The sequence below is a fragment of the Marinoscillum sp. 108 genome, from assembly GCF_902506655.1.
Taxonomy (GTDB): domain Bacteria; phylum Bacteroidota; class Bacteroidia; order Cytophagales; family Cyclobacteriaceae; genus Marinoscillum; species Marinoscillum luteum.
Window position 1 is genome coordinate 1,152,146 of record NZ_LR734808.1, and the last position, 22,475, is coordinate 1,174,620.

The 22,475-nt window shown below is 46.2% G+C and carries 23 protein-coding genes; 9 read left to right on the plus strand and 14 right to left on the minus strand.

Features of this window, described 5'->3' with window-relative positions; genetic code table 11:
- Positions 1–59 precede the first annotated feature (59 nt).
- From GV030_RS04735 to GV030_RS04775, 10 genes are all read right to left on the minus strand, one after another.
- Positions 60–938 (minus strand): VOC family protein, encoded by an 879-nt coding sequence (locus GV030_RS04735; RefSeq protein ID WP_159580288.1) that lies wholly within the window; start codon positions 936–938, stop codon positions 60–62.
- A 141-nt stretch (positions 939–1,079) separates the two neighbouring features.
- A complete protein-coding gene (locus GV030_RS04740) occupies positions 1,080–1,472 on the minus strand; it encodes a hypothetical protein (RefSeq protein WP_159580290.1) in 393 nt (130 codons plus the stop codon).
- A 4-nt stretch (positions 1,473–1,476) separates the two neighbouring features.
- Entirely contained in the window at positions 1,477–2,010 is a 534-nt protein-coding gene (locus GV030_RS04745; RefSeq protein ID WP_159580292.1) for a YceI family protein, read from the minus strand.
- A 60-nt stretch (positions 2,011–2,070) separates the two neighbouring features.
- Complete coding sequence (locus GV030_RS04750; protein ID WP_159580294.1) at positions 2,071–2,478, minus strand: DoxX family protein; 408 nt, start codon at positions 2,476–2,478, stop codon at positions 2,071–2,073.
- 72 nt (positions 2,479–2,550) lie between these two features.
- Positions 2,551–3,069 (minus strand): Crp/Fnr family transcriptional regulator, encoded by a 519-nt coding sequence (locus tag GV030_RS04755; RefSeq protein WP_159580296.1) that lies wholly within the window; start codon positions 3,067–3,069, stop codon positions 2,551–2,553.
- Between the two features lie 304 nt (positions 3,070–3,373).
- Positions 3,374–3,508: a hypothetical protein gene (locus GV030_RS21580; protein ID WP_255465112.1), complete on the minus strand. Its 135-nt coding sequence runs from the start codon at positions 3,506–3,508 to the stop codon at positions 3,374–3,376.
- A complete protein-coding gene (locus GV030_RS04760) occupies positions 3,501–3,965 on the minus strand; it encodes a hypothetical protein (protein ID WP_159580298.1) in 465 nt (154 codons plus the stop codon). The genes GV030_RS21580 and GV030_RS04760 overlap by 8 nt, the downstream gene beginning before the upstream one ends.
- Positions 3,966–4,249: 284 nt before the next feature.
- Positions 4,250–4,801 carry a YIP1 family protein gene (locus GV030_RS21680; RefSeq protein ID WP_159580300.1) on the minus strand — a complete coding sequence of 184 codons (552 nt, stop codon included), beginning with the start codon at positions 4,799–4,801 and terminating at the stop codon, positions 4,250–4,252.
- The gene (locus GV030_RS04770) at positions 4,788–5,207 is read right to left on the minus strand and encodes a hypothetical protein (RefSeq protein ID WP_159580302.1); all 420 of its coding nucleotides are present in this window, start codon (positions 5,205–5,207) and stop codon (positions 4,788–4,790) included. Before GV030_RS04770 ends, GV030_RS21680 begins: the two co-directional genes overlap by 14 nt.
- A 224-nt stretch (positions 5,208–5,431) precedes the next feature.
- The gene (locus GV030_RS04775; RefSeq protein WP_255465113.1) at positions 5,432–6,484 is read right to left on the minus strand and encodes an N-acetylmuramoyl-L-alanine amidase; all 1,053 of its coding nucleotides are present in this window, start codon (positions 6,482–6,484) and stop codon (positions 5,432–5,434) included.
- Between the two features lie 692 nt (positions 6,485–7,176).
- On the opposite strand from GV030_RS04775, the gene GV030_RS04780 reads away from it, so the two are divergent.
- Positions 7,177–7,809, plus strand: coding sequence for a deoxynucleoside kinase (locus tag GV030_RS04780; RefSeq protein ID WP_159580304.1), 633 nt, complete (start codon positions 7,177–7,179; stop codon positions 7,807–7,809).
- Positions 7,810–8,180: 371 nt separating this feature from the next.
- On the opposite strand, the gene GV030_RS04785 is transcribed toward GV030_RS04780, so the two are convergent.
- Positions 8,181–8,531: a DUF983 domain-containing protein gene (locus GV030_RS04785; RefSeq protein ID WP_159580306.1), complete on the minus strand. Its 351-nt coding sequence runs from the start codon at positions 8,529–8,531 to the stop codon at positions 8,181–8,183.
- Between the two features lie 97 nt (positions 8,532–8,628).
- Here GV030_RS04785 and GV030_RS04790 point away from each other — a divergent pair, with 97 nt between their 5' ends.
- The 3 genes from GV030_RS04790 (at position 8,629) to GV030_RS04800 (ending at position 13,357) form a co-directional block, all read left to right on the plus strand.
- On the plus strand, positions 8,629–9,528 hold the full coding sequence (locus GV030_RS04790; protein ID WP_159580308.1) for an AraC family transcriptional regulator: 900 nt from the start codon (positions 8,629–8,631) through the stop codon (positions 9,526–9,528).
- A 164-nt stretch (positions 9,529–9,692) separates the two neighbouring features.
- On the plus strand, positions 9,693–12,965 hold the full coding sequence (locus GV030_RS04795; RefSeq protein WP_159580310.1) for a DEAD/DEAH box helicase: 3,273 nt from the start codon (positions 9,693–9,695) through the stop codon (positions 12,963–12,965).
- Between the two features lie 86 nt (positions 12,966–13,051).
- Complete coding sequence (locus GV030_RS04800; RefSeq protein ID WP_159580312.1) at positions 13,052–13,357, plus strand: DUF3817 domain-containing protein; 306 nt, start codon at positions 13,052–13,054, stop codon at positions 13,355–13,357.
- 399 nt (positions 13,358–13,756) lie between these two features.
- On the opposite strand, the gene GV030_RS04805 is transcribed toward GV030_RS04800, so the two are convergent.
- Positions 13,757–14,200: a DMT family transporter gene (locus GV030_RS04805; RefSeq protein ID WP_159580314.1), complete on the minus strand. Its 444-nt coding sequence runs from the start codon at positions 14,198–14,200 to the stop codon at positions 13,757–13,759.
- Between the two features lie 187 nt (positions 14,201–14,387).
- Here GV030_RS04805 and GV030_RS04810 point away from each other — a divergent pair, with 187 nt between their 5' ends.
- Both GV030_RS04810 and arfB read left to right on the plus strand, forming a co-directional pair.
- Positions 14,388–14,672, plus strand: coding sequence for a hypothetical protein (locus GV030_RS04810; protein WP_159580316.1), 285 nt, complete (start codon positions 14,388–14,390; stop codon positions 14,670–14,672).
- A gap of 148 nt (positions 14,673–14,820) precedes the next feature.
- Positions 14,821–15,228 carry an alternative ribosome rescue aminoacyl-tRNA hydrolase ArfB gene (arfB, locus tag GV030_RS04815; RefSeq protein ID WP_159580318.1) on the plus strand — a complete coding sequence of 136 codons (408 nt, stop codon included), beginning with the start codon at positions 14,821–14,823 and terminating at the stop codon, positions 15,226–15,228.
- Positions 15,229–15,231: 3 nt separating this feature from the next.
- Here the strand turns inward: arfB and GV030_RS04820 are convergent, their stop codons facing one another.
- On the minus strand, positions 15,232–15,822 hold the full coding sequence (locus tag GV030_RS04820) for an HD family hydrolase (protein ID WP_159580320.1): 591 nt from the start codon (positions 15,820–15,822) through the stop codon (positions 15,232–15,234).
- A 95-nt stretch (positions 15,823–15,917) separates the two neighbouring features.
- On the opposite strand from GV030_RS04820, the gene GV030_RS04825 reads away from it, so the two are divergent.
- The 3 genes from GV030_RS04825 (at position 15,918) to GV030_RS04835 (ending at position 19,710) form a co-directional block, all read left to right on the plus strand.
- Complete coding sequence (locus GV030_RS04825; RefSeq protein WP_159580322.1) at positions 15,918–16,475, plus strand: Crp/Fnr family transcriptional regulator; 558 nt, start codon at positions 15,918–15,920, stop codon at positions 16,473–16,475.
- 60 nt (positions 16,476–16,535) lie between these two features.
- Complete coding sequence (gene hrpB / locus GV030_RS04830; RefSeq protein ID WP_159580324.1) at positions 16,536–19,019, plus strand: ATP-dependent helicase HrpB; 2,484 nt, start codon at positions 16,536–16,538, stop codon at positions 19,017–19,019.
- 103 nt (positions 19,020–19,122) lie between these two features.
- Positions 19,123–19,710, plus strand: a complete 588-nt coding sequence (locus GV030_RS04835) for an EF-hand domain-containing protein (RefSeq protein WP_221413286.1) — start codon at positions 19,123–19,125, stop codon at positions 19,708–19,710.
- 58 nt (positions 19,711–19,768) lie between these two features.
- Here the strand turns inward: GV030_RS04835 and GV030_RS04840 are convergent, their stop codons facing one another.
- On the minus strand, positions 19,769–22,219 hold the full coding sequence (locus tag GV030_RS04840) for a TonB-dependent receptor (RefSeq protein WP_159580328.1): 2,451 nt from the start codon (positions 22,217–22,219) through the stop codon (positions 19,769–19,771).
- Positions 22,220–22,475: the final 256 nt, after the last annotated feature.

Below are 22,475 nucleotides of genomic sequence, written 5' to 3' on the forward strand. Positions count from 1 at the left end.
GTTGTGCAACAGCTACGTTTGTTGTATGCCGTTTTTTTACCAGCTCAAATTCAAATAAATCAGGAAAACGTCAAACAAATTTTATTTCCCGTAGGGTCTAGGAACCAGTAGCCATCGTCTTTTGTCTCAACACCAGTCAGGTTATTTAAGGCCAAGTCAAATTTTTCCTTGTTGTTAAAAATGATATTGAAATGTCGCATTCCTGCACTATCGCTTGGAGCCATTGGCTTATTCATTCCATGCCACGAATTCATAGCAATACGATGCTTATAAGACCCTCCTGCTCCAACATCTGCGTACATGAATTGAGGCAAATTATTGAAAGACTCAAAGCCCAATTTTTGATAAAAACTGTTGGAGTTTGCCACGTTATTCGCATAAAGATGCAGGTGACCAATATAGGTCTCATTCGAAATGATCTTATCAATATTTGGACTTCCTAAGTGACTCATTACTTCGTCTAGATCTAGGCGATCGGATGCACTGCGAATGTTGCCATTCACATCTTCTATGCTTAGACCTCTATCGGTAACTACTCGTTTAAATCGTTCGGGCGTTTCCAAAGTAAACTCTATGTTTATTCCATCCGGATCATCCAGATACACTGACTTAGACATGGTATGATCTACAGGCGAAAACGGATACTTATTCAGCGCCAGTCGGTAAACCATGGAGGCAAATTCCTGAATGTTAGGCGCATGAATAGCTACATGATATAGGCCACTGTATCCTTTTTGAAATTTCTTTTTGACCGTTTCATGAAGCACTACCAATGTATTTACGTCCGTACCCAATTCAGCAGTATTGCCGGAAGTGCTTAGCAGTTTCATGCCTACGATTTCGGTCCAAAATCGGGTAGATTTTTCGAGATGGGTAATGTTGAGATGTATGGCTCCAAATGAAGCAAACTTCTCTGAAGTCTGTTGTTCTTTATTCATATCTGAAATAATGTGTGCGATAGATGCAAATCCATCTATAGAGGTAAAAAGCGAAGCACCTAGGATTGTTTTTAAAAAATTTTTCCGATTCATATGAATATGCTATGAGTCGTGTTTTGAAAAGTGAACTAATCAGATTACTCAGCTTTTTCTTACCTCGAAAAATGGTTGAATTGTGAAGTAGGCCAGAGCGGGAAAGAAGTGCATGGGCACGACTAAGCCAGGGAAAAGTTCCGGGAACTCGATATCCAGCGGCAAGGCCATTCCTACAGGGCTTATAATGCTGACAAATGAAAGAAGACAGATCAATACATTAAGCCAGCCTTGGAAGTTGGGTTTATTGAATTTGTACAAGGCTAGATAGCCTAGCGCTATGAGCATACTGCCAATGAAAGAGGTTCCAATAATAGATCCCGTGTTGATGATCCTATCAAACTGCGTGAGTAGGGTGCTTTGGTAAATATTGAAGTAAACAACACCAGCCAATGACGAAAGTGCGCCCGCTACCAGTCCTTGTACAAATATCTTTTTCATCGACTTACTTTTTAGTTACTGGAACTGAAATATCTACCGTTAACTCCTCAGGCACATTTTTTGACATTCCCTTCATGTCGCCAATGTTGTACTCAAGCCTGTTTATGGTGAAACTGCTACTAAATACGTCATCTTCGAAAGTAAAGGGCATGGTGAATTCTTTAGCTACACCATGTATTTGTAGTGTACCTATAACCTCATATCCAGTAGCTGTTTTAGCAAAGCTCTTAGAAGTGAAATCAATGGTAGGGTAATTGTCTGCATCGAACCACTTGTCACTTACAGCATGTTTATTTTGCATGCCTCTGCCAGTGTTGATGGAGCTTACATCTACTTTTACGTCGAACCTTGAACTCTGCAAATCGTCCGGATCAAAGGAAACATCACCATCCATTTTGGTAAAGACGCCAGTAGGGTCTTCGCTTGTGAATTTGATGGAAAATTCGTCACTAATCTTCCAATCTATTGATGCTTTGATTGTGAAGGCTGAGAGTGCTATGACTGCTACTAATGCTGTCAGAATATTTGCTTTTTTCATTGTCTTATATTTTAAATTAATTACTTCATCATGAGCCACGAATGATGAAGAAACCTTTATTTATTTTGCTGAGATTGGTGCTTTTTTACTTCTTCCCCAAGCGATGAAGAGAGCTATGGCCAAAATGAATACATTGAATCCTATTGCTTCAAATTCGCCTCTTGATCCATGAAATATGGCTGCTAAGAGCATGATAGCGCCTATACCTAGTGCTGCCCAGATCGTTAAAAATGGCTTGATTCGTAGAATGGCAGGCAGCAATAGACCTATTCCTCCTAGTAACTCACTAACGCCAATGAACCTCACCAATCCGAGAGGAGTGGATGTGACCCATACGAGTGATTCGGCCAACGCATCCACTGGTTGCGTGGCTTTCATAAACCCAGCCATGATAAACATCGCTGCTAATAATCCTTTTGCAATCCATAGTGTGATATGCATTGCTTTGTTGTTTTTCTTTTGTTCCATGTCTTTAAATTTTATAAGACAAAAGTCCAAAAGGCAGGATGGATAAAAAATAAGATATCTTAAGAAACGCTGCTACTTCTTTTTGGCTAGTTTACCGCGAGTATAGCTGAGGTGTTCGGGCGTCATTCCCAAATATGAGGCTATGAGCTTTTGAGGTAGTCGTTGCACCAGAGCAGGGTAAGTTTGTGTGAACTCCAGATATTTTTCTTCAGCTGTTCCACTCAGAAGAGAAATCAATCGGTTATTTGAAGCAATCAGATTATTGCGAAACTTTAGTCCTAATTCTACTTGCCATTCATGATTCAATTCTTCAAAACTCGGCACAACTTCTTTACCAATCATTTGAACTTCTGAGTTTTCAATGGCGTCAATGAATATTTTGCTGGGAGTCTGTTTTGTGAAGCTTTCCAAATCAGAAATGAACCATCCTTCAGGAGCAAATTGTAAGATATGATCTTTCCCAGAACTATCTAAAACGTAGCTTTTAAGACAGCCACTTATTACTCTGTACCCATAGTTACATTTTTGCCCAGGACTTAAAAGCAAAGTTCCTTTCTCAAGATTTTTTGTTTTAAGATTTTTAAAGTCCATGTTATTAGATTGACTTATGAGGTTAGCAAATGGCATACAAGACCAGCTATGATGAGTGGGGATTAGAAAGCACTAACCTCTCGTCTCGCACATAGCCACGCCTTGATTTAAATTTAAAACTTGTGGCGGACTTTACAATCCCCACTAAAATATACTGACCGATGAAACCCCATTCATTCATAGCATTTGTTGTAGCACGTTCACTATGCTTTTTCATTGGGCATAAGTTGACCGTTCACCGAAAATGTTCACGGTGTTCGTCCGAGTTAGGGGTTCCCCGAATGGAAAGTCCTCCAAGTCCTCCTTAGCTTCCCTTTTTTGGTGGTGCCGGTGGTTTAACCATTCTTGGAACCTGACCTAAAGGCACTACATCACCAGCAGGTTGAATAATGTTCACCTGTTTTGGTGGCGGAGTTGAAGGTGTTGATTTCTTACTCATAATTATGATATTTATTAATGTAATCGTTTGTTTCTATTTCGGTCTTGTTCATCAGGCGTTTAAATCTCTTGATGTCAAGTTTGCAATCCAATTGTTCGATGTTCTCCCAGTCAGTAGTTCGGAGTTCGTAAAACCGTTCAAGAGCTTCATCATCGTTAATGCGTTGGGTATAGAGTTCGTCCCAAAGGCGTTCAAGTTTGTTGAAGTACTTGGTGTACATCATTTTGAGAGCAGATATTTCCTCTACTTCTTTATCAGACCGAACAAGTTGGTTACCGACCAAAGAAAGAAGTTGCATGACGCAAATGATCAACAGAATGACCCAAGCATAATCTTGGAAATATTTCCAGCCAAGAATCCCAGACAGAGAAAGGATAAATGTTATGATTTTAAAGGTTTTTCTGAGTCGATGTTGAAAGCCAATGTATTTACTCAAATACAGTTCGCCATATTTCATATCAACCATTTCGTACCAAACCTTATTCGTCATGAAGATAATGTGCTACAACGTCCAGCTAAGCGGCGGTTTGTCCACACTTAGCTTGAAAGTACTAAAAGTAACGAAGGTGCGCCACCCCTCAAAAGCTATCCCGAAGAAAATGCGTTGTGAAAGATAAATGCCAGAAGCAAGACAGTTGCTAAGGCTTCTCAACTATCAGAAGGTGCACCAAAGTGGGACAGTTGCAGATCAGGCTGTGAATAGCACGCTGACAAATGCCGCTTAGCAACTGTTATCTCTTGTTATCCTCTTATCATTAATGCAATTAAAAGAAATGGCAGATAGGTTAGAAGTAAGTTAAGGAGCGCAAGCCCGTAGTTAAAACGTTGAACTCTAGCTATCCCGATGATCAAAAGTGCAAAAGTCCATAGTCGGATGATGTACTGAGTTAGACCGTTCATGTTTTCAATTGTTGGCTCTGTACCGGTTGCAAACAAGGCAAGTTGATATATGAGTAGAATACAGTACGGGATTATGGATATTGAATAAACGTTCGTCATTTGACGAGGAGTTGAGTCTCCTTTCCAAATTGAACCGATCCAGTGAGTTAGTCCAGGTAATAAGAGTCCAAAAACAAGGTAAATCACACCTATGCCAACAGGGATCATTATTAAGGCAGTCCAAATGAGAGCACCATCACCAAAAAGGTTACCGATAGCGTATGATTGTTCAATCGCAAAGGATGCCCCAAATATTAAGAATGGAAGAAAGTAAACGGGTTGCTTGGATTCACTCTGAAAGAAGTTCTCGAAAGTTCGCTTGGGAGCAAACCATATCGTTTTATATGGGTCCATTTGTAAATTCTAGTAAATAAACGTAAGCAATCAATGTTAGAATTGAGATTGTTAAACAGATATAAGTTAAGGATTCGGCAGCTTTATAAATTAATGGTTTGTTTATCCATCCAATTCCTTGAGTATTAGACTCTATTCCCTTTCTGATTATAGCTTCTTTTTGTTTGGAGAAGTTAATTTCATAGTGTTGAGCAAGTAATGAGAAAAGAGCACATAATGCTAGACATATTATGGATGTTAGAAAAGCAATCTTAGCATTGTATACTGAAATACTTGCTGGTTTAAGGCCTATGAGTAACCCAGTTAGACCGATAGAGAATGCGGTGATCTTGTTAAAGAAAGATGTCTTTAGTTTGTTGAGCTCAAGACCTGCATCATGAAGCTCTTGTATTTGTTGTTCGATCATTATTCTGTGCGGTGATGAGAGATAACATCCGGCTAACAACCACCAATGGTTTGTTATGCGCCTTATAACGTTACCAAATCTAACAGATTTTCCATCCCGATCAAACCATTGTTGGCTATAGGGAATCCCACTGCTGTCTCACCCTTCGACGGAGCTCAGTGTGACAAAGCAAAAACGCAACGTTTCTATCATGATCTAGCCTGAGAAGGCGGCCTCCATCCCCCCTACCTTTCCTTAAAGTCCGCAATCACTCCGTCGGTAATCCACATGGCTATGGCATCACGGTTTTCCCAGTCGAGGATGCGCCGCTGGTCGCGGGTGTTTTTCAGATTGCCGATCTCCACATACACCGTGGGTGCTTTGGAGTATTTGATGATGTACAGGCTGTTTCGTGGCTCTATAGTGCCGGAGTATTTGCGGTTGGGCTGATAGCGGGCATACTTCTGTTTAAAAGTCTGCTGGAGGTTTTGTGCCAGTCGCTGCCCATCCTTGCTCAGCTCATGGTAGTAGAAAAACACGTCGATATTTTCACTTTTGCTGCGGCTATCCACATGGGTCTCAATGATCCGCTGATAGGGTTTCGCGGCATGGCGCTCATAAAGCTCGTTGACCACCTCCACCCGCTGTTTCAGGCGCAGTGAGTGGTTGCGAGGAATGCGTTTGGAGGGGTAAGTCTCTTCATCATGATCTACCTCCAGCAGGCGCGCATCCCGTATGCCGTCATTGGGGTCGCGCGTGATCAGGTAGACCAGCGCACCATTGGCGATCAACTTGCGGGCCAAGCGCAGGGTCACGTCATAGGCATATTCATCTTCTGCCAGGAGCTGGCCGCCGTAGTGCTCCACCGCTCCCGGGTCTGGCCCACCATGGCCGGAGATGAGGTAAAACACCGCGCCCTCCAGCTGTCGGCTCTCTATGGAGACCATGGCATAGTCTGCCCCGAATATGCCATAGTACCGCTTCTCCAGCACTTTGGTGGCCTTCACGGTCTGCATGTCCACACTATCGGGCATCACCACCTCCTCATCGGCCTTTTCCACTTTTTCTTCCGGCTTGGGCAGCAGGTAGATCCTGCCGATGAACAGGCCATTTTCTGAACTCAGGTTTTCCTTATTCAGCTCGATAAACGGTGCGAGGTATTTCTTGGGCTCCAGGCCGCTGTTTCTCAGGAGTGAGTAGATCCCATCGCCCTGCACGGCCATTACTTTTTTGTGCTCCTGGGCATGGGTAAGATAGCTGCCTGCCAGCAGCAAAAATGTAACAAGTCGCTTCAGCAATGGATTTCTATGGATTAGGGTTGCTGCGAAATTATAAAAGGAAAGATTGGATACCAGCCGGAGGCAAAAAGAATTGAATAAATAGTGAGGTTCATGGAAATCGATCAGGCATATCCCGAAGGGAAAACTGCATTAAGATGTAAGGGAGCAACAATAATCGAACACCACATCCATGGCCCATTCAAACAGGTAAGCTCTTAACCCTCATTTTCTTTGCCTACCCGGCCCGGGGCAAGCAATGTTTGTTAGGGCATCACTATATATTTATATTTTGCTAAACCCAATTAATTCACTTTGATTCAGAAAAATTGGGTCGTAAAGGAGGGCGGGGCATCCAAGCCTTGCCCGGCCGGGACAAGTGTGAATCATTTTGACTCCAACAATTCCTAAAAAAAGCCCAAACACAATGAGTCAAAATGATTTTTTGCGTGCGACCGGCCAGGTTGGTGCCATTTTGTGGAATCACCAATTGTTTTCTTTGCCTACGCGGCCCGGGGCAAGCAAAGAAAATGAAGGGTAAGTAAGGAGTCAATTTGGATTGAGGTAAATAAAGTATCAGATCATCACCATCCATCTCCCTACAGAAATTACGCCTGATCCAGTAATATTCCCCCAAGCTCAAAAAACTTCCCATTCAAAATACTTTTTCCGCTTCTGCTGCCCAGGTCATTCGTGTCCCCTATTTTTGCGGCATGTACATGGCGATTTGTGGAAATATCGGTTCGGGAAAGACGAGCCTGGCAGAAAAATTAGGACATCACTACGGCTGGGACGTGCTCTACGAAAGCGTAGATAACAACCCCTACCTGGCTGATTTCTACGAAAACATGGAGAAATGGGCCTTCCATCTGCAAATCCACTTCCTGAACAGTCGCTTCTCTCAGATCAAAACCATACAGGACAACAAGCAGTCGGCCATCCAGGACCGTACCATCTATGAAGATGCCTACATCTTTGCCATGAACCTGAAAAAATCGCAGCTGCTCAATGAAAGGGACTACGAAACCTACCTGGCACTTTTCAACTCGATGATTGAGCACATTCATGCGCCTGACCTCTTGATTTATCTCAAGGCTGACATCCCGAGGCTGGTGAGTCAGATTCAGAAAAGAGGGCGCGAATATGAAAGTGCCATTCGCCTGGACTACCTCAAAAACCTCAACGAACACTACGCTGAGTGGATCGGTAACTATGACCAGGGCAATCTCCTGATCATAGACGTCAACAATTTGGATTTCGTGAATAGACCGGAAGACTTTTCATTCATCGTGGAGCGAATAGATGCCGAAATCAACGGACTGTTCAGCAACAAGAAACTGGGGTAACCCGCTCTCCTGGGATCAAGCAATATTTGTGTGTGGTAACTCTATATTTTTTAAAGCCGATTAATGGACGTGAATTTAGAAAAGTAGGAACGTTCAGGCGGGCGGGGCATCCAAGGCAAGTGTGAATCATTTTGACTCCAATAAAATTCCTAAAAAAGGCTCAAATACGATGAGTCAAAATGATTTTTTGCGTTGGTGCCTTTTCTTTTGCTTCGTTTTCTTTGGGCAAGCAAAGAAAATGAAGGTAAGTGGTCAATCAACTAGATTGAGCTATATAAGGTATCAGATCACAACTTCACCATCATCTTCAAAGCAATCTCCCCACGGGTTTTCGGATTGTTCCCTTTCCTGGCCCTGGAGTTTGGGTCAGCTCACCCTTTGTTGAACAAATACATCCAGATAACGCGACTCATGCGGAAATTGAACCCCCACAGGAGCAATACGGTGAAAATGGCCAGGTACAATATGTAATCCAGCGACACGCCGATCACCAGACAAACCAGCAGCACAGCGACCATCTCGGCAATGTTCAGCCCATAGCTCACATACATGGCCCCCATGAAATACCCCGGCTCTATCTCATACCGGTGGTGGCAGTGCGCACAGGTCTCATGCATCTGCGGCATTTTCATCAGCAGCACATTTCCTTTGGTCTCAAAGACCTCCCCTTTTCCACAAATCGGACATTTCTCCTGAAAAACTCCCTTAAGCCTGTTTTGCATTTCTCAAATAATTATGAGCAAAATTGATGGATTATCACCAATGATCGATTAAACGAAAGTTTCCAATATTTGCACAAAAGAGACATCCCCCCCAATCATGAAGAGCATCAATGTACTGGACCTGACCGAATTTGAAAGCCACGGAGACCCGATAGACTTTCACTGTAACACCTTCACCAGGCACCTGCAAGCGCACCATGGCGCCATCACGGTTCCGCACAAACACAACTTCTTTCTCATTGTGCTTTTCACGAGCGGTAGTGGCCTCCATGAAATTGACTTTGAAAAATATCGGGTAACACCCGGGAGTGTCTTCTTCCTCTCACCCGGGCAAACGCACTACTGGGAGCTGTCTGACGACATTGAAGGGCTCATCTTCTTTCATTCTCAGGAATTCTTCGACTTGTCCTTTACCGATCGATCGGTCTATGATTTTCCTTTCTTCTACTCTCAGCTGAACTCCGCAGTGCTGCAGCTGAACACCACGGACACCCATAAAATGGCGGCCCGGTTCAATGAATTACTCACGGAGTACAGCGGCAAAAACACCTTCATGACCACCCAGAAGCTCTCGTCTCTGCTGAGCCTTACCTACATAGAGCTCAGTCGGCTATACCTGGCTCAGGGACAAATGGAGGTTTCTAAAACAGGTGTGCACTCCGAGCATTTGCGCAAGCTGGAAAAACTGATAGAAGAAAATTTCCGTACCGAAAAGTCACCTGGGGCATATGCCAACATGCTGCACATGACAGTGCGTCATCTCAACAGACTGACCCAGGGATCGCTGAATAAATCACCGACACAACTCATCACCGAGCGCATACTCCTGGAGGCCAAGCGCATGCTGGTGCATGGCACCTCCTCACTCTCGCAGATCTCCTATGATTTGGGATACGAGGATTACGCCTACTTTTCACGGCTTTTCAAAAAATGGACAAAGCTCACTCCTTCGGCTTTTGCTCAGCAGTACCAGTCGGGCAGATCCAGAATACAGTAACTCAAAGTGAATAAACCACCTACACATCAGGCGCTCATAGTATCTTTGATCCATTGACCACATAAACTGCGGTATCCATCAGCGCTTCCATCCAAAACCACCGATTCATCCTTGACACCCCGGTAGATCAAATCACCGATCGCATCCTCTATCAGCATGTGAGCATGGACACCTCAGAGACCATCTCCGGGGGCAGCCTGTTTCCTTACAGCATCACGTTGAACGAGGCTTTTTTTGCTATTGAGGCCAACAACGCCACCTTTTCCGTGTCAGTGATTCAGCAGCAAAGCCAAACCATCCTCTTTTGCGAATGCGCTGAAAACACCAACCAAATGTGCCTCCATCAGGCGAGAGCCCTCTCTGCCCTGACCAGGCAGGAGGATCTGCAGCTCTTCTTCGATAACCAGCTGAGGCATGCACGGCTCAAGCGAGTGGCTTATGACTATGGGTTGGAAAACGAGCCCGACCTGGATGAGCACTTCAGACTGGAGCTCTATCAAAACCGTCTGGTGATCAATCCGGTGAACCCGGCGCTCACGGCCGTCACCCACGAGCACCTGGCCGAGCTCAGAAACAGCATCCTCTCCCCGGAGCCTCCGACAGCACCAGTCGCCAATTCTGAGGCTGAAACCGAATTCATAGTCCTCAGGCAACACAAATATTACAAAGGTCTGCAGGCAGAGCTTTGCGCGGCGCCTCATACCCAGCAAGGAAAAATAAAGGCTCCTATCCGCTCCATCGACACACAGGCAGCCATCTGGCATACGTCCAGTCCCGGGGACATTAAGTTTCTGATGGGCGTCGGGCAGCTCAAGAACCGCACAGAGGAGCGTCTGGGCACACGGGACATCACCGCCCTGCGAGCGGTGATCCAAAACCCGGCGAACTACCCCTTCTACTACCACCAGGCCAGCGCCTCAGAAAGCCTTTCGCCCAAATCATTACTACCGATCAAAGTACGTCGGCTTCAGGAGGACATCACCCTGACGGTGAGCGAAAGCAAAGGAGTTTATGAAATCTACGCCTCGGTATCGATCAATGGTGTGACGCACCAGGTAGCTGACCTGTCCCTCAGACTGCAATGCTTTCTGGTGATTGCTGAGGTCTGGTATTTCATAGACAAGCTTCCCGTGCTCTCCATCGTGCAGCTACTCAAACAGAAGTCGGGCCGGATGCTCATCTACGCCTCCGCTTTCCGTGAGTTCAAAGCACAGTTTCTGGACAAGGTGGCCGATAAGATCCACATTGAGTACACCTTCATCGCAAAGGCTTCCCCCCGCCAGTTGGCAGCCAGCGAATATGTCTCCGACACAGAAAAGATCATCTACCTTTCCGATTTTGGCAGCCACGTGATGATCATGCCTGTGATGCGCTACAACGACGTGGAGATACCTGTGAGAACCAAGCGTCAGGTGTTTGGCAAGGACGAAAACGGTGGTGAGTTTCTGGTAGACCGGGACACCCAGTCGGAAATAGAACTCACTGCCCTCCTCATCAGGCAGCACCCCGACTTCCGGGAGCAGCTGGAAAACGAACTGGATCACTTTTACCTCCACAAGCGACAGTTTTTGAATGAAGACTGGTTTCTCCCCGCCTTTGAAGACTGGGGGCATGCCGGGATCAGAGTACTCGGATTCAATGAGCTGGAAGGCAACAAGGTCAACCCACACAAAGCCCGGATTGACATCAAAGTACTGAGTGGTCTCAACTGGTTCAACGCCACCATCAGTGCCCGCTTTGGCCGAAAGAAAGCTTCTGTGAAAAAGATCCAGGTGGCCGTGAAAAACAAGAGCAAGTATGTACAGCTGGACGATGGTACGATGGGCATACTGCCTCAGGAGTGGATAGAGAAGTTCGCGGCCTATTTCACCGCCGGAGACCTGAACGAGGAAGACATGATCAGCATCCCAAAAATCAACTTCTCCGACATAGAAGAGCTCTTTGATGAAGAAATGCTGGACGAAACCACCAAAAGGGACATCCGGCTGCTGAAGCAGAAAGTGGAAGACTTTACCAGCATACAGCCCGTACCAGTGCCCAAAACACTGCAAGGCACCCTGCGGACCTATCAGCAGGAAGGGTTAAACTGGCTGAACTTTCTGGACGAGTACAACTTTGGCGGGTGCCTCGCTGATGACATGGGACTGGGCAAATCCATTCAGATCATCGCTTTTGCACTCCTGCAAAAGGAGAAAACTCCCAACAGTACCAACCTGCTGGTGGTGCCCACTACGCTGATTTTCAACTGGCAGGCGGAGATCTCCCGGTTTGCACCCAGCCTATCTGTGTATACCCTTCAGGGTGCGGACCGAATAAAAGGGACCGATGGGTTGGAAAAATTTGACATCATCCTGATCTCGTATAACACGCTGCTCACAGACATCAACTACCTCCGCTATTTTGAGTTCAACTACATCTTTCTGGATGAATCCCAGCAAATCAAAAATCCTGAATCTCAGCGCTACAAGGCGGCACGGCTCCTTCAGTCTCGAAACAAAGTAGTCATCACGGGCACGCCCATCGAAAACAATACCTTCGATCTGTACAGTCAGTTCTCCTTTGCGTGTCCTGGCCTGTTTGGCAACAAACGACACTTCAAAGAGCTGTACTCCGTGCCAATAGACCGCTTCAAAGACAGCCGGCGAGCTAAGGAACTACAGCAAAAAATCAAACCCTTCCTGCTGAGAAGAACCAAACAGCAGGTGGCCAAAGAGCTCCCGAAAAAGACCGAAATGATCCTCTACTGCCCCATGGAGACGGAGCAGCGGGAAACCTACAACGCCTATGAGAAGGAGTTTCGCGACTACATTTCGGTCACAGAGGCGGAAGAGCTGGAAAGAAATCCAATGCATGCGCTCAAAGGCCTCACCAAACTGCGCCAGATCTGCAACTCTACCAAGCTGCTGAAAAGTGACGAAATCCTGGGCAAGAAGACCTCCTCCAAGATCGATACACTCATGGAGCAAATAGAAAACAACGCTCCACATCATAAGATGCTGGTCTTCTCTCAGTTTGTTTCCATGCTGGAGCTGATCCGGGAGGAACTGGACGCCAGGGGTATTCGTTATGCCCTTCTCACTGGCAACACCAGAAATCGTGAGGCGGTTGTGGAGTCCTTTCAGCAAAATGAAGACATCCGGGTGTTTCTCATCAGCCTCAAGGCTGGCGGTACCGGCCTCAACCTGGTAGAAGCCAGCTATGTTTACCTGGTAGACCCCTGGTGGAATCCTGCTGTGGAAAACCAGGCCATCGATCGGGTACACAGGATCGGCCAGGAAAACAACGTGACCGCTATACGCCTCATCTGCCCTGATACCATTGAGCAAAAAATCTTACAGCTACAAACTACCAAGAAGCAACTCTCCGGGGAGCTCATTACAGAAGACAGTGCCTCAGCCAAGCTCTTGTCGAAAGCGGAGCTACTCAAGATGCTCTGAACAGAGAAAAATGATCACTATTTCGGGTCATTGCTAGGAGAACCGGGTTGGCTGGCCCAATTTCGCAGCACCAAAACGACGACTCAATGAACCTCAAAACACCCATCGGAAGATTAAGAGTACTGGCCATTCTGGAAGGTGTCAGCTTTCTGCTTTTTGCTATCACCATGCCACTGAAATACTGGCTTCAAATCCCCGAACCCAATTTATATGTAGGCATGACCCACGGCTGGCTGTTCATTCTCTATGTGCTGTTTTGTATTCAGAACATCTTCATTCATGGCTGGGGCATCAAAGCTTCCGTACTTTCGCTGGGTGCGTCGTTGGTTCCCTTTGGCACCTTCTATGCAGACGCCAAGATTTTCAAACCACAGCAAAAGATCACCGCCTGATCTACAGCCACTAAAACTGGATGAAGTCATTAAGTAGGGTCTCTAGAGTTATATATTGCAAAACCGAACTAATCCACTTTGGATTCAGAAAAGTAGAGACATAAAGGAGGGCGGCGCATCCAAGCCTTGCCCGGCCGGGACAAGTGTGAATCATTTTGACTCCAAAAATTCCTCAAAAAAGCTCAAACCAGATGAGTCGAAATGATTTTTTGCGTGCGACCGGCTAGGTTGGTGCCCTTCTGTAGTACCACCAATTGTTTTCTTTGCCTACGCGGCCCGGGGCAAGCAAAGAAAATGAAGGTAAGTAGCCAATCAATTGGATTGAGGTAAATAAGGTATCAGATCACAAACTCACAATCCATCTTTAATGCAATCTCCACAAAGGAATTCGCCTGATTCCTAAAACTTCCGCACAATCACCACTCCAACCACCACCAGCACAATGCCCAATACGCGCATGGGGCTGATGGACTGCTGCTGAGCCACCAGCACGTTGAAGTGCTCCAAAAGCGCTGAAATGATGAGCTGACCAGCCACAACGAGTCCAAAGGTGAGGCCAGGGCCCAGTTGCGGGAAAGCCAGAATGATAACAGTCACATAAAAAGCACCGAGCACCCCACCTATCCAAACATAGCCGGGAGCGGATTTGATGCCCTCCCAGGATACCGACTGCTGAGTGAATAGAATATAGAGCAATAGCGCCACTGTGCCCACCACAAACGAGATAGTGGAAGCATGTACAGGGCTTTCTCCTGCCTTGCCTAGTTTGGTGTTGAGGCCAGCCTGTATGGGCAGGAAGGCTCCTGAGATAAAGGCCATAATGACCCACATGAGTTTATTCATTCAATTTATGTATTAGCGTTTCTTTAAAAAGCCTGGGATCTTTGAGTTCCAGTGTGTGATTCCACTATCCCTGTGAACTGCAAGGTAAATACTATCCGCAGATAGATCATGAGGCCAAAAAGAAATTCGACAACATTACCAACCAAAACACGTCGTTTGATGTCTTTTATGCTCCACTAAAATATCTATGAAAACCATTCTACAGTTCGCACTCGCCGCCCTTCTTTTTGGATGCAACCCTTCAAGCGGATCCAGAGAGGCTTACTACGTCTCGAAAATCAGTCAGGAAAAGGACGGAAAGACCCTGCATCTGAAGGATCAGAATAACAATGAGTTCACTACGGTCATTAGCATTCCCAATGGGAACTATATTGAAGTAAACGAAGGAGACACGATAAGCATAGAAATAGAAAGTATCATAGAAACATACCCCCCAATCCTCATCTCAAAGGACATTAAGGTATTGAAGTAGGGATTAATTAAATCTCTGAGATGATTAAATTGGCATTAGAAAACTGAAATAACACCTAATACTCGGAACCACCCTTTCATTTGGATCGTCACAAATCCGCACCCACCAACCTGCCAGTACTTCTCTTGGCTATCCCTACCTTTGCCCCATGAGCCACTACATTCCCATATCCAGGATCAAGCCTGATATCCAGATCACCACTGCACGAAGTGGTGGTCCGGGCGGCCAGCACGTGAATAAGGTGGAAACCAAAGTGATTCTGCGATTCAATGTTCTGGAGTCAGGACATCTGACGGAGGAAGAGAAATCACGTTTAAAAGAAAAAATCGGAAGCCAGCTCACCAGCGATGGATCCCTCATCATCACCGCGGATAGTCATAAGTCGCAGCTGAAAAACAAAGAACTGGCCTTTAAAAAACTAGACAGAATACTCACCAAAGCCTCCTTTGTGCCCAAGCCGAGAAAGAAAACCAAACCTTCCAAATCAGCTATCAACAAGCGCATAAAAGCCAAAAAAGAACACAGCGAAAAGAAAAAATGGCGCGGGAAAATTTAACCCCTACTCCTTCAAATTACCATTCTCTACATTCTCACGCAGCAAGTCTTCTGTGTACGCCCAAAGGCTATCTGATCCTTTGCGAATCCCTTGCACCTTTTCCAACACCCGGCTTAGAGGCACGTCATACTCTGCCCAGGTGCCCCCCTGATTGGAAGCATTTTGCATGATCGGCTCCAACCTATCCAAAGCCTTAGCGAAGCGCGCCTCGGGGGTTTCTCCAGCTTCAAATTCCTCCCAAAGCGCAATGAAATCCCGCATCTGCTCCTCTGGGAGCAACCCGAAAATCCGTTTGGCTGCCTCCAACTCCACCTCCGTGTTCACATGACTCTGTGTGGTGTCATAAAGGAAAGTGTCCCCGGCATCTATCTCCACTATATCATGAATGAGCAACATCTTCATCACCTTGAACAGATCCACTTCCGTGCTGGCATGCTCTGCCAACACCATCGCCATCATGGCCAGGTGCCAGCTGTGCTCTGCATCATTTTCATGGCGCTGACTGTTAAAGAGTCTTGTTTTTCGCTGTATGTACTTCAGCTTATCTATCTCCCTGATAAAGGCCAGCTGCTGTGTGAGTCTATCTGTATTCATTTGATTCGTAGATAATTTTTGCCAGTTTACTTTTAGGCTTCACAAAAGAACCTCAACTTTCCCTAATAGTAAAGGACATTTGTCCCATAGATGATATGATCCGGGAAAATCCAGCCCTTCTCCAGTACCTTGCACAATTGCACCAGTCGAATGGACCTGTGACGGTTACCGATTTCCATCCCAAAACGGAAATCATCAGTCAGGAGAAAAATGTGAAGGCCGCCTTTGTGATCACTGCGGGTATCGCCAAGTGTTTTCATCGGGAGAATAACGGCAAGATCTTCGTTCAGGAGTTTTTCGGCCCTGGCGAACTCTTCGGAGAGATAGAACTGATCCGTCAATCTCTAAGCTTTAGTAGCATAGAGGCGATCACTCAACTATCAGCATTCAGGATGAATCAGGAACATTTTCATAATCTGCTCCACACCGATCCCCGATTCAATACGCTCATCATGGAGACACTCGCCAACAAAGTCCGTTACAAAGCCCTCCGGCATGCCCACAACCAATCACACCCTGCCGCCGATAACCTGCTTCGTCTGCAGCAGTCATTCCCCGACCTGTTTCACACCATCCCAAAACAGGACCTTTCTGACTATCTGGGCATCACACTTCGAAGCCTCAACCGCATTCTGAAGGGGATCGATCACTAAAGTCATCACCTTTTATTCAAATCGATTAATTTCGCCATTCACTAAATCCCGATACCCAAATTGTCTTTCGATCCCTATAAGATAGACCTGCCCATTACAGAAGTGATCGATGAAGTGAAGGCTCATCTCACTGCTAATAACACCTTGATTGTGAATGCCCCGCCCGGAGCTGGTAAGAGTACCCTGCTGCCACTGACGCTGATGCAGGAGGATTGGCTCAAAGGCCAAAAAATACTGATGTTAGAACCCAGAAGGCTTGCTGCAAGAACGATCGCCAGCCGCATGTCTGAACTCATTGGGGATCAGGTGGGTAAAAGGGTTGGCTACCGGGTGAGGTTTGACAATAAAGTATCAGAAAGCACCAAGATAGAAGTTCTCACAGAAGGGATCCTTACACGCATGATTCATGCAGACAATAGTCTGGAGGGGGTCGGACTGGTGATCTTTGATGAATTTCACGAACGCAGCATTCATGCAGACGTTGCACTGGCACTTTGCCGTGAGGCCCAGCAGGTGATCCGCCCTGATTTGAGGATTATGATTATGTCCGCCACATTGGACATGCCCCAGCTCACCATGCTGCTCAAAGCTCCCTCTGTGGTCAGCAAGGGACGCCAATACCCCGTTGAGGTACAGTACGTTGGGGAGCAGGACCTGATGCTCCTGCCAGAGATGACCGCCCGCACCATCATCAAAGCCACCAAAGAGCATTTGGGAGACGTGCTGGCATTTTTTCCCGGTGAAGGTGAAATCAGAAAATGTGAAGAACTCCTCAGAAAGGAGTTAAAAGGGTTTGCATTACATCCGCTCTATGGTCAGCTACCTCAGGGAAAACAGTTTGCAGCCATCATGCCCGATAAATCGGGCAAGCGCAAAGTGGTGATGGCCACTTCCATCGCGGAGACAAGCCTTACCATAGAGGGCATCAAAATAGTGGTGGACACTGGGTTTGGTCGTACCTCCAAATTTGACCCCAAGTCTGGACTCTCCAGACTGGAAACGGTGCAGATCTCCAAAGACTCAGCTGACCAACGCGCAGGACGGGCTGGAAGGCTTTCACCGGGTGTATGCTACCGCATGTGGTCCAAAGCCACACAAGCCAGACTGTCGGAGCACAGAAACCCCGAAATCATGGAAGCCGACCTGGCAGCACTGGTATTGGACATGGCTCAGTGGGGAATTATGGACATCAACCAACTTACCTGGCTCACACCTCCACCAAAAGGCGCTCTGGCACAGGCAAGTGAAACCCTTCATCAGCTCAATGCCCTGGAACACGGCCGCATCACGGCCCACGGGAAAAAGATCCACCAACTTCCCTGTCATCCACGAATCGCACACATGCTGCTGGAAGCCGAGGAGGCCGATATGCTCGAGCTGGCCACAGATGTGGCTGCTCTGCTGGAGGAGCGTGACCCGCTTGGGCGTGAAGCTGGCATCGACATTAATCTAAGGATAGAAACACTGCGACGGTTCCGTGATGAGAACCGCCTTGGTCGGAAGTTCGCGAGAATAGAAAAGGTAGCAGAATCCTATCGCCGCATGTTTGATATTGAAGTGGACAATGGCCCTGTAGACCCCTTCGAAACCGGACTCATCCTGTCACATGCTTACCCGGAAAGAATTGCTTTTGCTCGCCCGGGTAACAATGCACAGTTTCAGCTTTCCAACGGTAAATATGCCATGGCCGGGCACAAGGATGATCTGGCCCATGAGCCCTGGCTCTCTATTGCGCACATGGATGCCCGGGATGGCATGGGCAAAATCTTCATGGCCTCACCGCTCAATCCCCGCGATCTGGCTCCATTGGTGAAGGAGCGCGAAGTAATTACCTGGGATACCAAAAGAGGCGGGTTGATTGCCACGAAAGACCTGAGAATTGGCAGTATCATTCTCCAATCTAAACCACTCCCCGATCCTGACGAATCTCATCTGGTGCAGGCCATCTCTGAAGCGCTCAAAAAAGAAGGGGGCCATCTGCTGGATTTCAACGAAAGCGTGCAGCAATGGCAAAATCGGGTGCTGTCATTAAGAAAATGGAATCCTCAGGGCAACTGGCCCGATGTGAGCACTCCTACCCTTCTCATGACCAATGGTGAATGGTTAACTCCCTATCTGGATCAGGTGAAGAAACCTGAAGACCTGAAAAAGATAGATCTCACAAAAGTACTCCACCACAGCCTGAGCTGGGAGCTGCAGGAGCTCCTGACCCAGCTGGCTCCTGAAAAAATAGAGGTTCCCAGTGGTTCTTACGTCTCCCTTCAGTACAGGGCCGATGGTGAGCCTCCCATATTGGCCGTGCGTCTTCAGGAAGTCTTCGGTCTGGCAGACACACCCAAAGTAAACGGTGGTAAAAATGGGGTACTTATGCACCTGCTTTCTCCTGGCTATAAACCGGTACAGATTACCTCTGACCTGCGCAGCTTTTGGGACAATGCCTATTTTGAAGTGAAAAAAGACCTGAAAAGAAGATACCCCAAACACTCCTGGCCGGATGACCCGTGGAGTGCGGAGGCAGTGCGGGGAGTCAAGCGGAAAAGCTAATCGGGCTTCAAGACCCCTCCGGCTCCCCCTTTTATGGTATTTTGAAAGGATAGTATTGATTCATTGCCCAAAAAGTGGTTACTTCATGCCTGTAAACAACGCTATGCTCCAAGAATTACAAATCAGGAAACTGGAACACCTCTTTCGCATCATTGACTTTGATCACAATGGTCTCCTACAAAAATCCGATTTTCAAAGCATTGCAGACAATGTAGCCATTTTCACAGGGATCATTGAAGATGATGACCATGACAACCTGCTTCGGGAAGAAGGCAATATGATTTGGGGCTTTATTCAGGCCTACTTTCAGCAGCCAAACCTCCAAAACATTGACTCCAAACAGTGGATTGAATTTATGGAAAACTTCTTCTTTGGGGCAGATGACGAGGTATTGGATCAAAACATCACATTGATTGTCAACCGCCTGCAGAGTGTATTTGATAAAAACAAAGATCAGCTCATCTCCCGTCTTGAGTTTATGAGCATTTTTGTGTCCTTCCGGGTGGAAGTTCGCTTTGCCAATCAGTGCTTCAAAGCCATGGACTTAAATGGTGATGGATTTATCAGTACTGATGAGCTGGTGCATGCGGCTATGGATTTTTTCAAGAGTAACGATCCTGATGCGCTCGGCAATAAACTATTTGGTGAGCTTGGCTCCTCCCATTTCCAAAGCGTGAAAGTTCAGTATTAACCAAAAAAAAGACCACCAATCTGGCGGTCTTTTTCCTCAATCAATTGATAAGAAATATTTACTTTTTGACAGCTGGAAGCTTAGCTTTTACTTCTATGGAATACAGCCTGCCGGTAAATGGTGCTGCTGTGAATTCCCTGAATTCTGAATCGAACAGGTTGGTCACCTGACCAGCTACCTGGAAGATATCATTGATTTTATATCCCAATCCCAGATCTACATTGACAAAACCTCCTAGTGGACCATAGTTCCATGTGTCTGTGCTTCGGGCATTCTCCCTGATCGGAGTACCCCTCCAATTCAAATCCTGAGTTTTAGCAGCAATCTGGTAGCTGGAGAAGTAGTCATACTCCTGTACCCATCTCATATATACATTTCCAAAAAGTTTATCACCTCTGAAGTAGAGTCCGGTTCCAAACTTATGCTTCGGTGCGTTGACGAGGATGTCCAGTTTATTCACTACACCGTCCTTGTTGAAGTCATTGTTTTCAAGGTCATCTTCATCCACACTATAGTCGAAATAGGAATAGTTGAATGTCCAGTTGATCTTGTCATTAAGGTATACGTTGGTTCCGATATCAAACCCGTAGGTATCTACCCGACCAAAATTGACATAAGACGCTACCAGGCCACCGTAGGCTCCATAACCACTCTGTACCTCACTCATAGGCGTATCTCCACGATGAGTAGCTACACCCACCACTGTGGCTGGTGACAGGAAGTCCTCAGAGATGTTGTAGTAAGCATTGGCATCCAAAAAGAATCGCTGCGGTACCAGCTCACCTTTGTAACCAATCTCGAAAGTCTGGATCTTCTCCACAGTTTGCTTGTCCACTTTTGAGCCATCAGTCAGGGTGAATCCTTCCGCATTTCCAAGAATAAGTCCTGCAAACAGATCACCATACATGTTCAAAATAGTTGGAGTAGCTATCCCTTTACCATAAGTAAGTCTAAAGGCTCCATTTCCGGCGCTGTATACCAGACCTGCCTTGGGAATAAAGTTGAAACCGTATACTTCATGATTATCTCCACGGAAAGCAGCCACGGCTTTGAAAGCTTCTGTAAACTGATAATCCAGCTGTCCATACACACCGATCTGGTTGATGATAATCGGATCTTTCCCACCATTGTCGAGCAAGTAGGTGCCGTTACTATTCGCATTATCCCTTTGCCACTGTGAACCTACTACCACTTTGGCTTTGCCAAAAGTATCGTGATACTGCACTTCAGCATTCCATCTTTTGGAGTCATCAGCAAAGGTGGCCCCATTGCCCAGTGAGCTTTCCTCCGCTTCGGCTTCAGTGGCTCCTCCGTCTATGGCTGCGTAGTAATTTTTGGTACGCTGATCAATGGCGTAGGTATCTTCAGTAGAGCTGGTGGTGTTGTAAACCTGCGCAAAAAACTTGTCCGAGACATATCTCAGGTGAAAGTAATTCATCTTCCAATCCTTGATCTGATTTCGTCCTACGTTGGTTGGAGACAGGTAGGTACTGTTGCTCCCGCCCCAGCTAAAAATAAGGTCCGAATTATCAGTGACGCTATAGTAAAGAGCTGCCTCTGCTCTCAGAAACTCAATGTCATTATCAAGCTTGTACTCTTCATATCCTTCTTTCACACCATCGGCGTTTCTGTCTATGTATACTGAGTCCATAAATTCAAACTCTTCCGCTTTAGTATACTCACCACTTACCTTGAATGACAGCTTATCATTGAGCACCTGAGCATGTCGCACCCTGGCAGAAAGCATGCTCTGGTTCCCTACACCCAGCGCCACGGTGGTACCCGCAGAGGATCGGGGATCCTTAGTGATCGTATGTACTAATCCATTGTGGGCATTGGGTCCATAAAGTGCTGCATTTGGACCCAAGATCACCTCTACCTGCTCAATGTCCTCCTTGATCTGAGTGGTGAGTGGTCCCATAGGTAAGCCTGTAGCGATAAGGGTAGAGAATCGACCATCGTTTACCTGCAGGTTCTTAGAGTTGAAGTTACTATTGAAACCACGGATGTTGATGCCCGTGCCCACTACTCCAGCTCTCAAATAGTCGACCCCTTTCATCCTAGAGAGTAGTTCTCCTGGATTAAAAGAAGGTAGCTCATCAAGGCTTTTGCTGGAAATAATCTCTATGGTAGCTGGTGTCTGTGTGATCTTCTCTGGTTGGCGGGATCCCGAGATCACCACCTGATCGAATGAGAAAATAGACTCAGCCAGACCAATGCTCCCCAGGTCAACATCAGCACCTGACACGTTCACTGACCGTGAAAGCTCCTCATATCCTACAAAGGATACCTTAATGATATATGAGCCATCGGCCACCCCTGATATTTCAAATGATCCGTCGACATTGGTAGTCGCTCCCTTAGACGTGCCGCTCAATATAGCCGACGCCCCTATTAAGGCCTCTCCTGATTTTGCGTCGATCACCTTTCCGCTCACGACATTTTGGGCGAATGACTCAAAACACAAGAAGAAAAGACTTGCGATTAAGATGGTATAAGTTTTTTTCATTTTTTAAGTTTTTAGGTTGTTTGATTAAATCCTGTTCAATAAACATAGAAAAGTGCCCAACAAGAATGTGAATATCGCAATTATAAAAGGTCATGACTTTTGATGCGCAAAATTTCAATAAATCACATAACTAACTATATATCAATAATATACAATTCAAAAAACACACCCTGACTTTTTAAATACTAAAAAAGCCCCGGATAGGGTTATTTACTGCACTTGCCAGTTTGAAATGAATCTTTCATGACGTGCGGTC

What these genes read in the sequence shown, in the direction of transcription:
- GV030_RS04780 (WP_159580304.1), top strand. Translation starts at nt 7,177, where the DNA reads ATGTACATGGCGATTTGTGGAAATATCGGTTCGGGAAAGACGAGCCTG.
- GV030_RS04835 (WP_221413286.1), top strand. Translation starts at nt 19,123, where the DNA reads ATGCTCCAAGAATTACAAATCAGGAAACTGGAACACCTCTTTCGCATC.
- GV030_RS04800 (WP_159580312.1), top strand. Translation starts at nt 13,052, where the DNA reads ATGAACCTCAAAACACCCATCGGAAGATTAAGAGTACTGGCCATTCTG.
- GV030_RS04825 (WP_159580322.1), top strand. Translation starts at nt 15,918, where the DNA reads ATGATCCGGGAAAATCCAGCCCTTCTCCAGTACCTTGCACAATTGCAC.
- GV030_RS04790 (WP_159580308.1), top strand. Translation starts at nt 8,629, where the DNA reads ATGAAGAGCATCAATGTACTGGACCTGACCGAATTTGAAAGCCACGGA.
- GV030_RS04770 (WP_159580302.1), bottom strand. Translation starts at nt 5,207, where the DNA reads ATGATCGAACAACAAATACAAGAGCTTCATGATGCAGGTCTTGAGCTC.
- GV030_RS04750 (WP_159580294.1), bottom strand. Translation starts at nt 2,478, where the DNA reads ATGGAACAAAAGAAAAACAACAAAGCAATGCATATCACACTATGGATT.
- GV030_RS04840 (WP_159580328.1), bottom strand. Translation starts at nt 22,219, where the DNA reads ATGAAAAAAACTTATACCATCTTAATCGCAAGTCTTTTCTTCTTGTGT.
- GV030_RS04795 (WP_159580310.1), top strand. Translation starts at nt 9,693, where the DNA reads ATGGACACCTCAGAGACCATCTCCGGGGGCAGCCTGTTTCCTTACAGC.
- GV030_RS04755 (WP_159580296.1), bottom strand. Translation starts at nt 3,069, where the DNA reads ATGGACTTTAAAAATCTTAAAACAAAAAATCTTGAGAAAGGAACTTTG.
- GV030_RS04785 (WP_159580306.1), bottom strand. Translation starts at nt 8,531, where the DNA reads ATGCAAAACAGGCTTAAGGGAGTTTTTCAGGAGAAATGTCCGATTTGT.
- GV030_RS04740 (WP_159580290.1), bottom strand. Translation starts at nt 1,472, where the DNA reads ATGAAAAAGATATTTGTACAAGGACTGGTAGCGGGCGCACTTTCGTCA.
- GV030_RS21580 (WP_255465112.1), bottom strand. Translation starts at nt 3,508, where the DNA reads ATGAGTAAGAAATCAACACCTTCAACTCCGCCACCAAAACAGGTGAAC.
- GV030_RS04760 (WP_159580298.1), bottom strand. Translation starts at nt 3,965, where the DNA reads ATGAAATATGGCGAACTGTATTTGAGTAAATACATTGGCTTTCAACAT.
- GV030_RS04820 (WP_159580320.1), bottom strand. Translation starts at nt 15,822, where the DNA reads ATGAATACAGATAGACTCACACAGCAGCTGGCCTTTATCAGGGAGATA.
- GV030_RS04805 (WP_159580314.1), bottom strand. Translation starts at nt 14,200, where the DNA reads ATGAATAAACTCATGTGGGTCATTATGGCCTTTATCTCAGGAGCCTTC.
- GV030_RS04745 (WP_159580292.1), bottom strand. Translation starts at nt 2,010, where the DNA reads ATGAAAAAAGCAAATATTCTGACAGCATTAGTAGCAGTCATAGCACTC.
- arfB (WP_159580318.1), top strand. Translation starts at nt 14,821, where the DNA reads ATGAGCCACTACATTCCCATATCCAGGATCAAGCCTGATATCCAGATC.
- GV030_RS04810 (WP_159580316.1), top strand. Translation starts at nt 14,388, where the DNA reads ATGAAAACCATTCTACAGTTCGCACTCGCCGCCCTTCTTTTTGGATGC.
- GV030_RS04735 (WP_159580288.1), bottom strand. Translation starts at nt 938, where the DNA reads ATGAATAAAGAACAACAGACTTCAGAGAAGTTTGCTTCATTTGGAGCC.
- GV030_RS21680 (WP_159580300.1), bottom strand. Translation starts at nt 4,801, where the DNA reads ATGGACCCATATAAAACGATATGGTTTGCTCCCAAGCGAACTTTCGAG.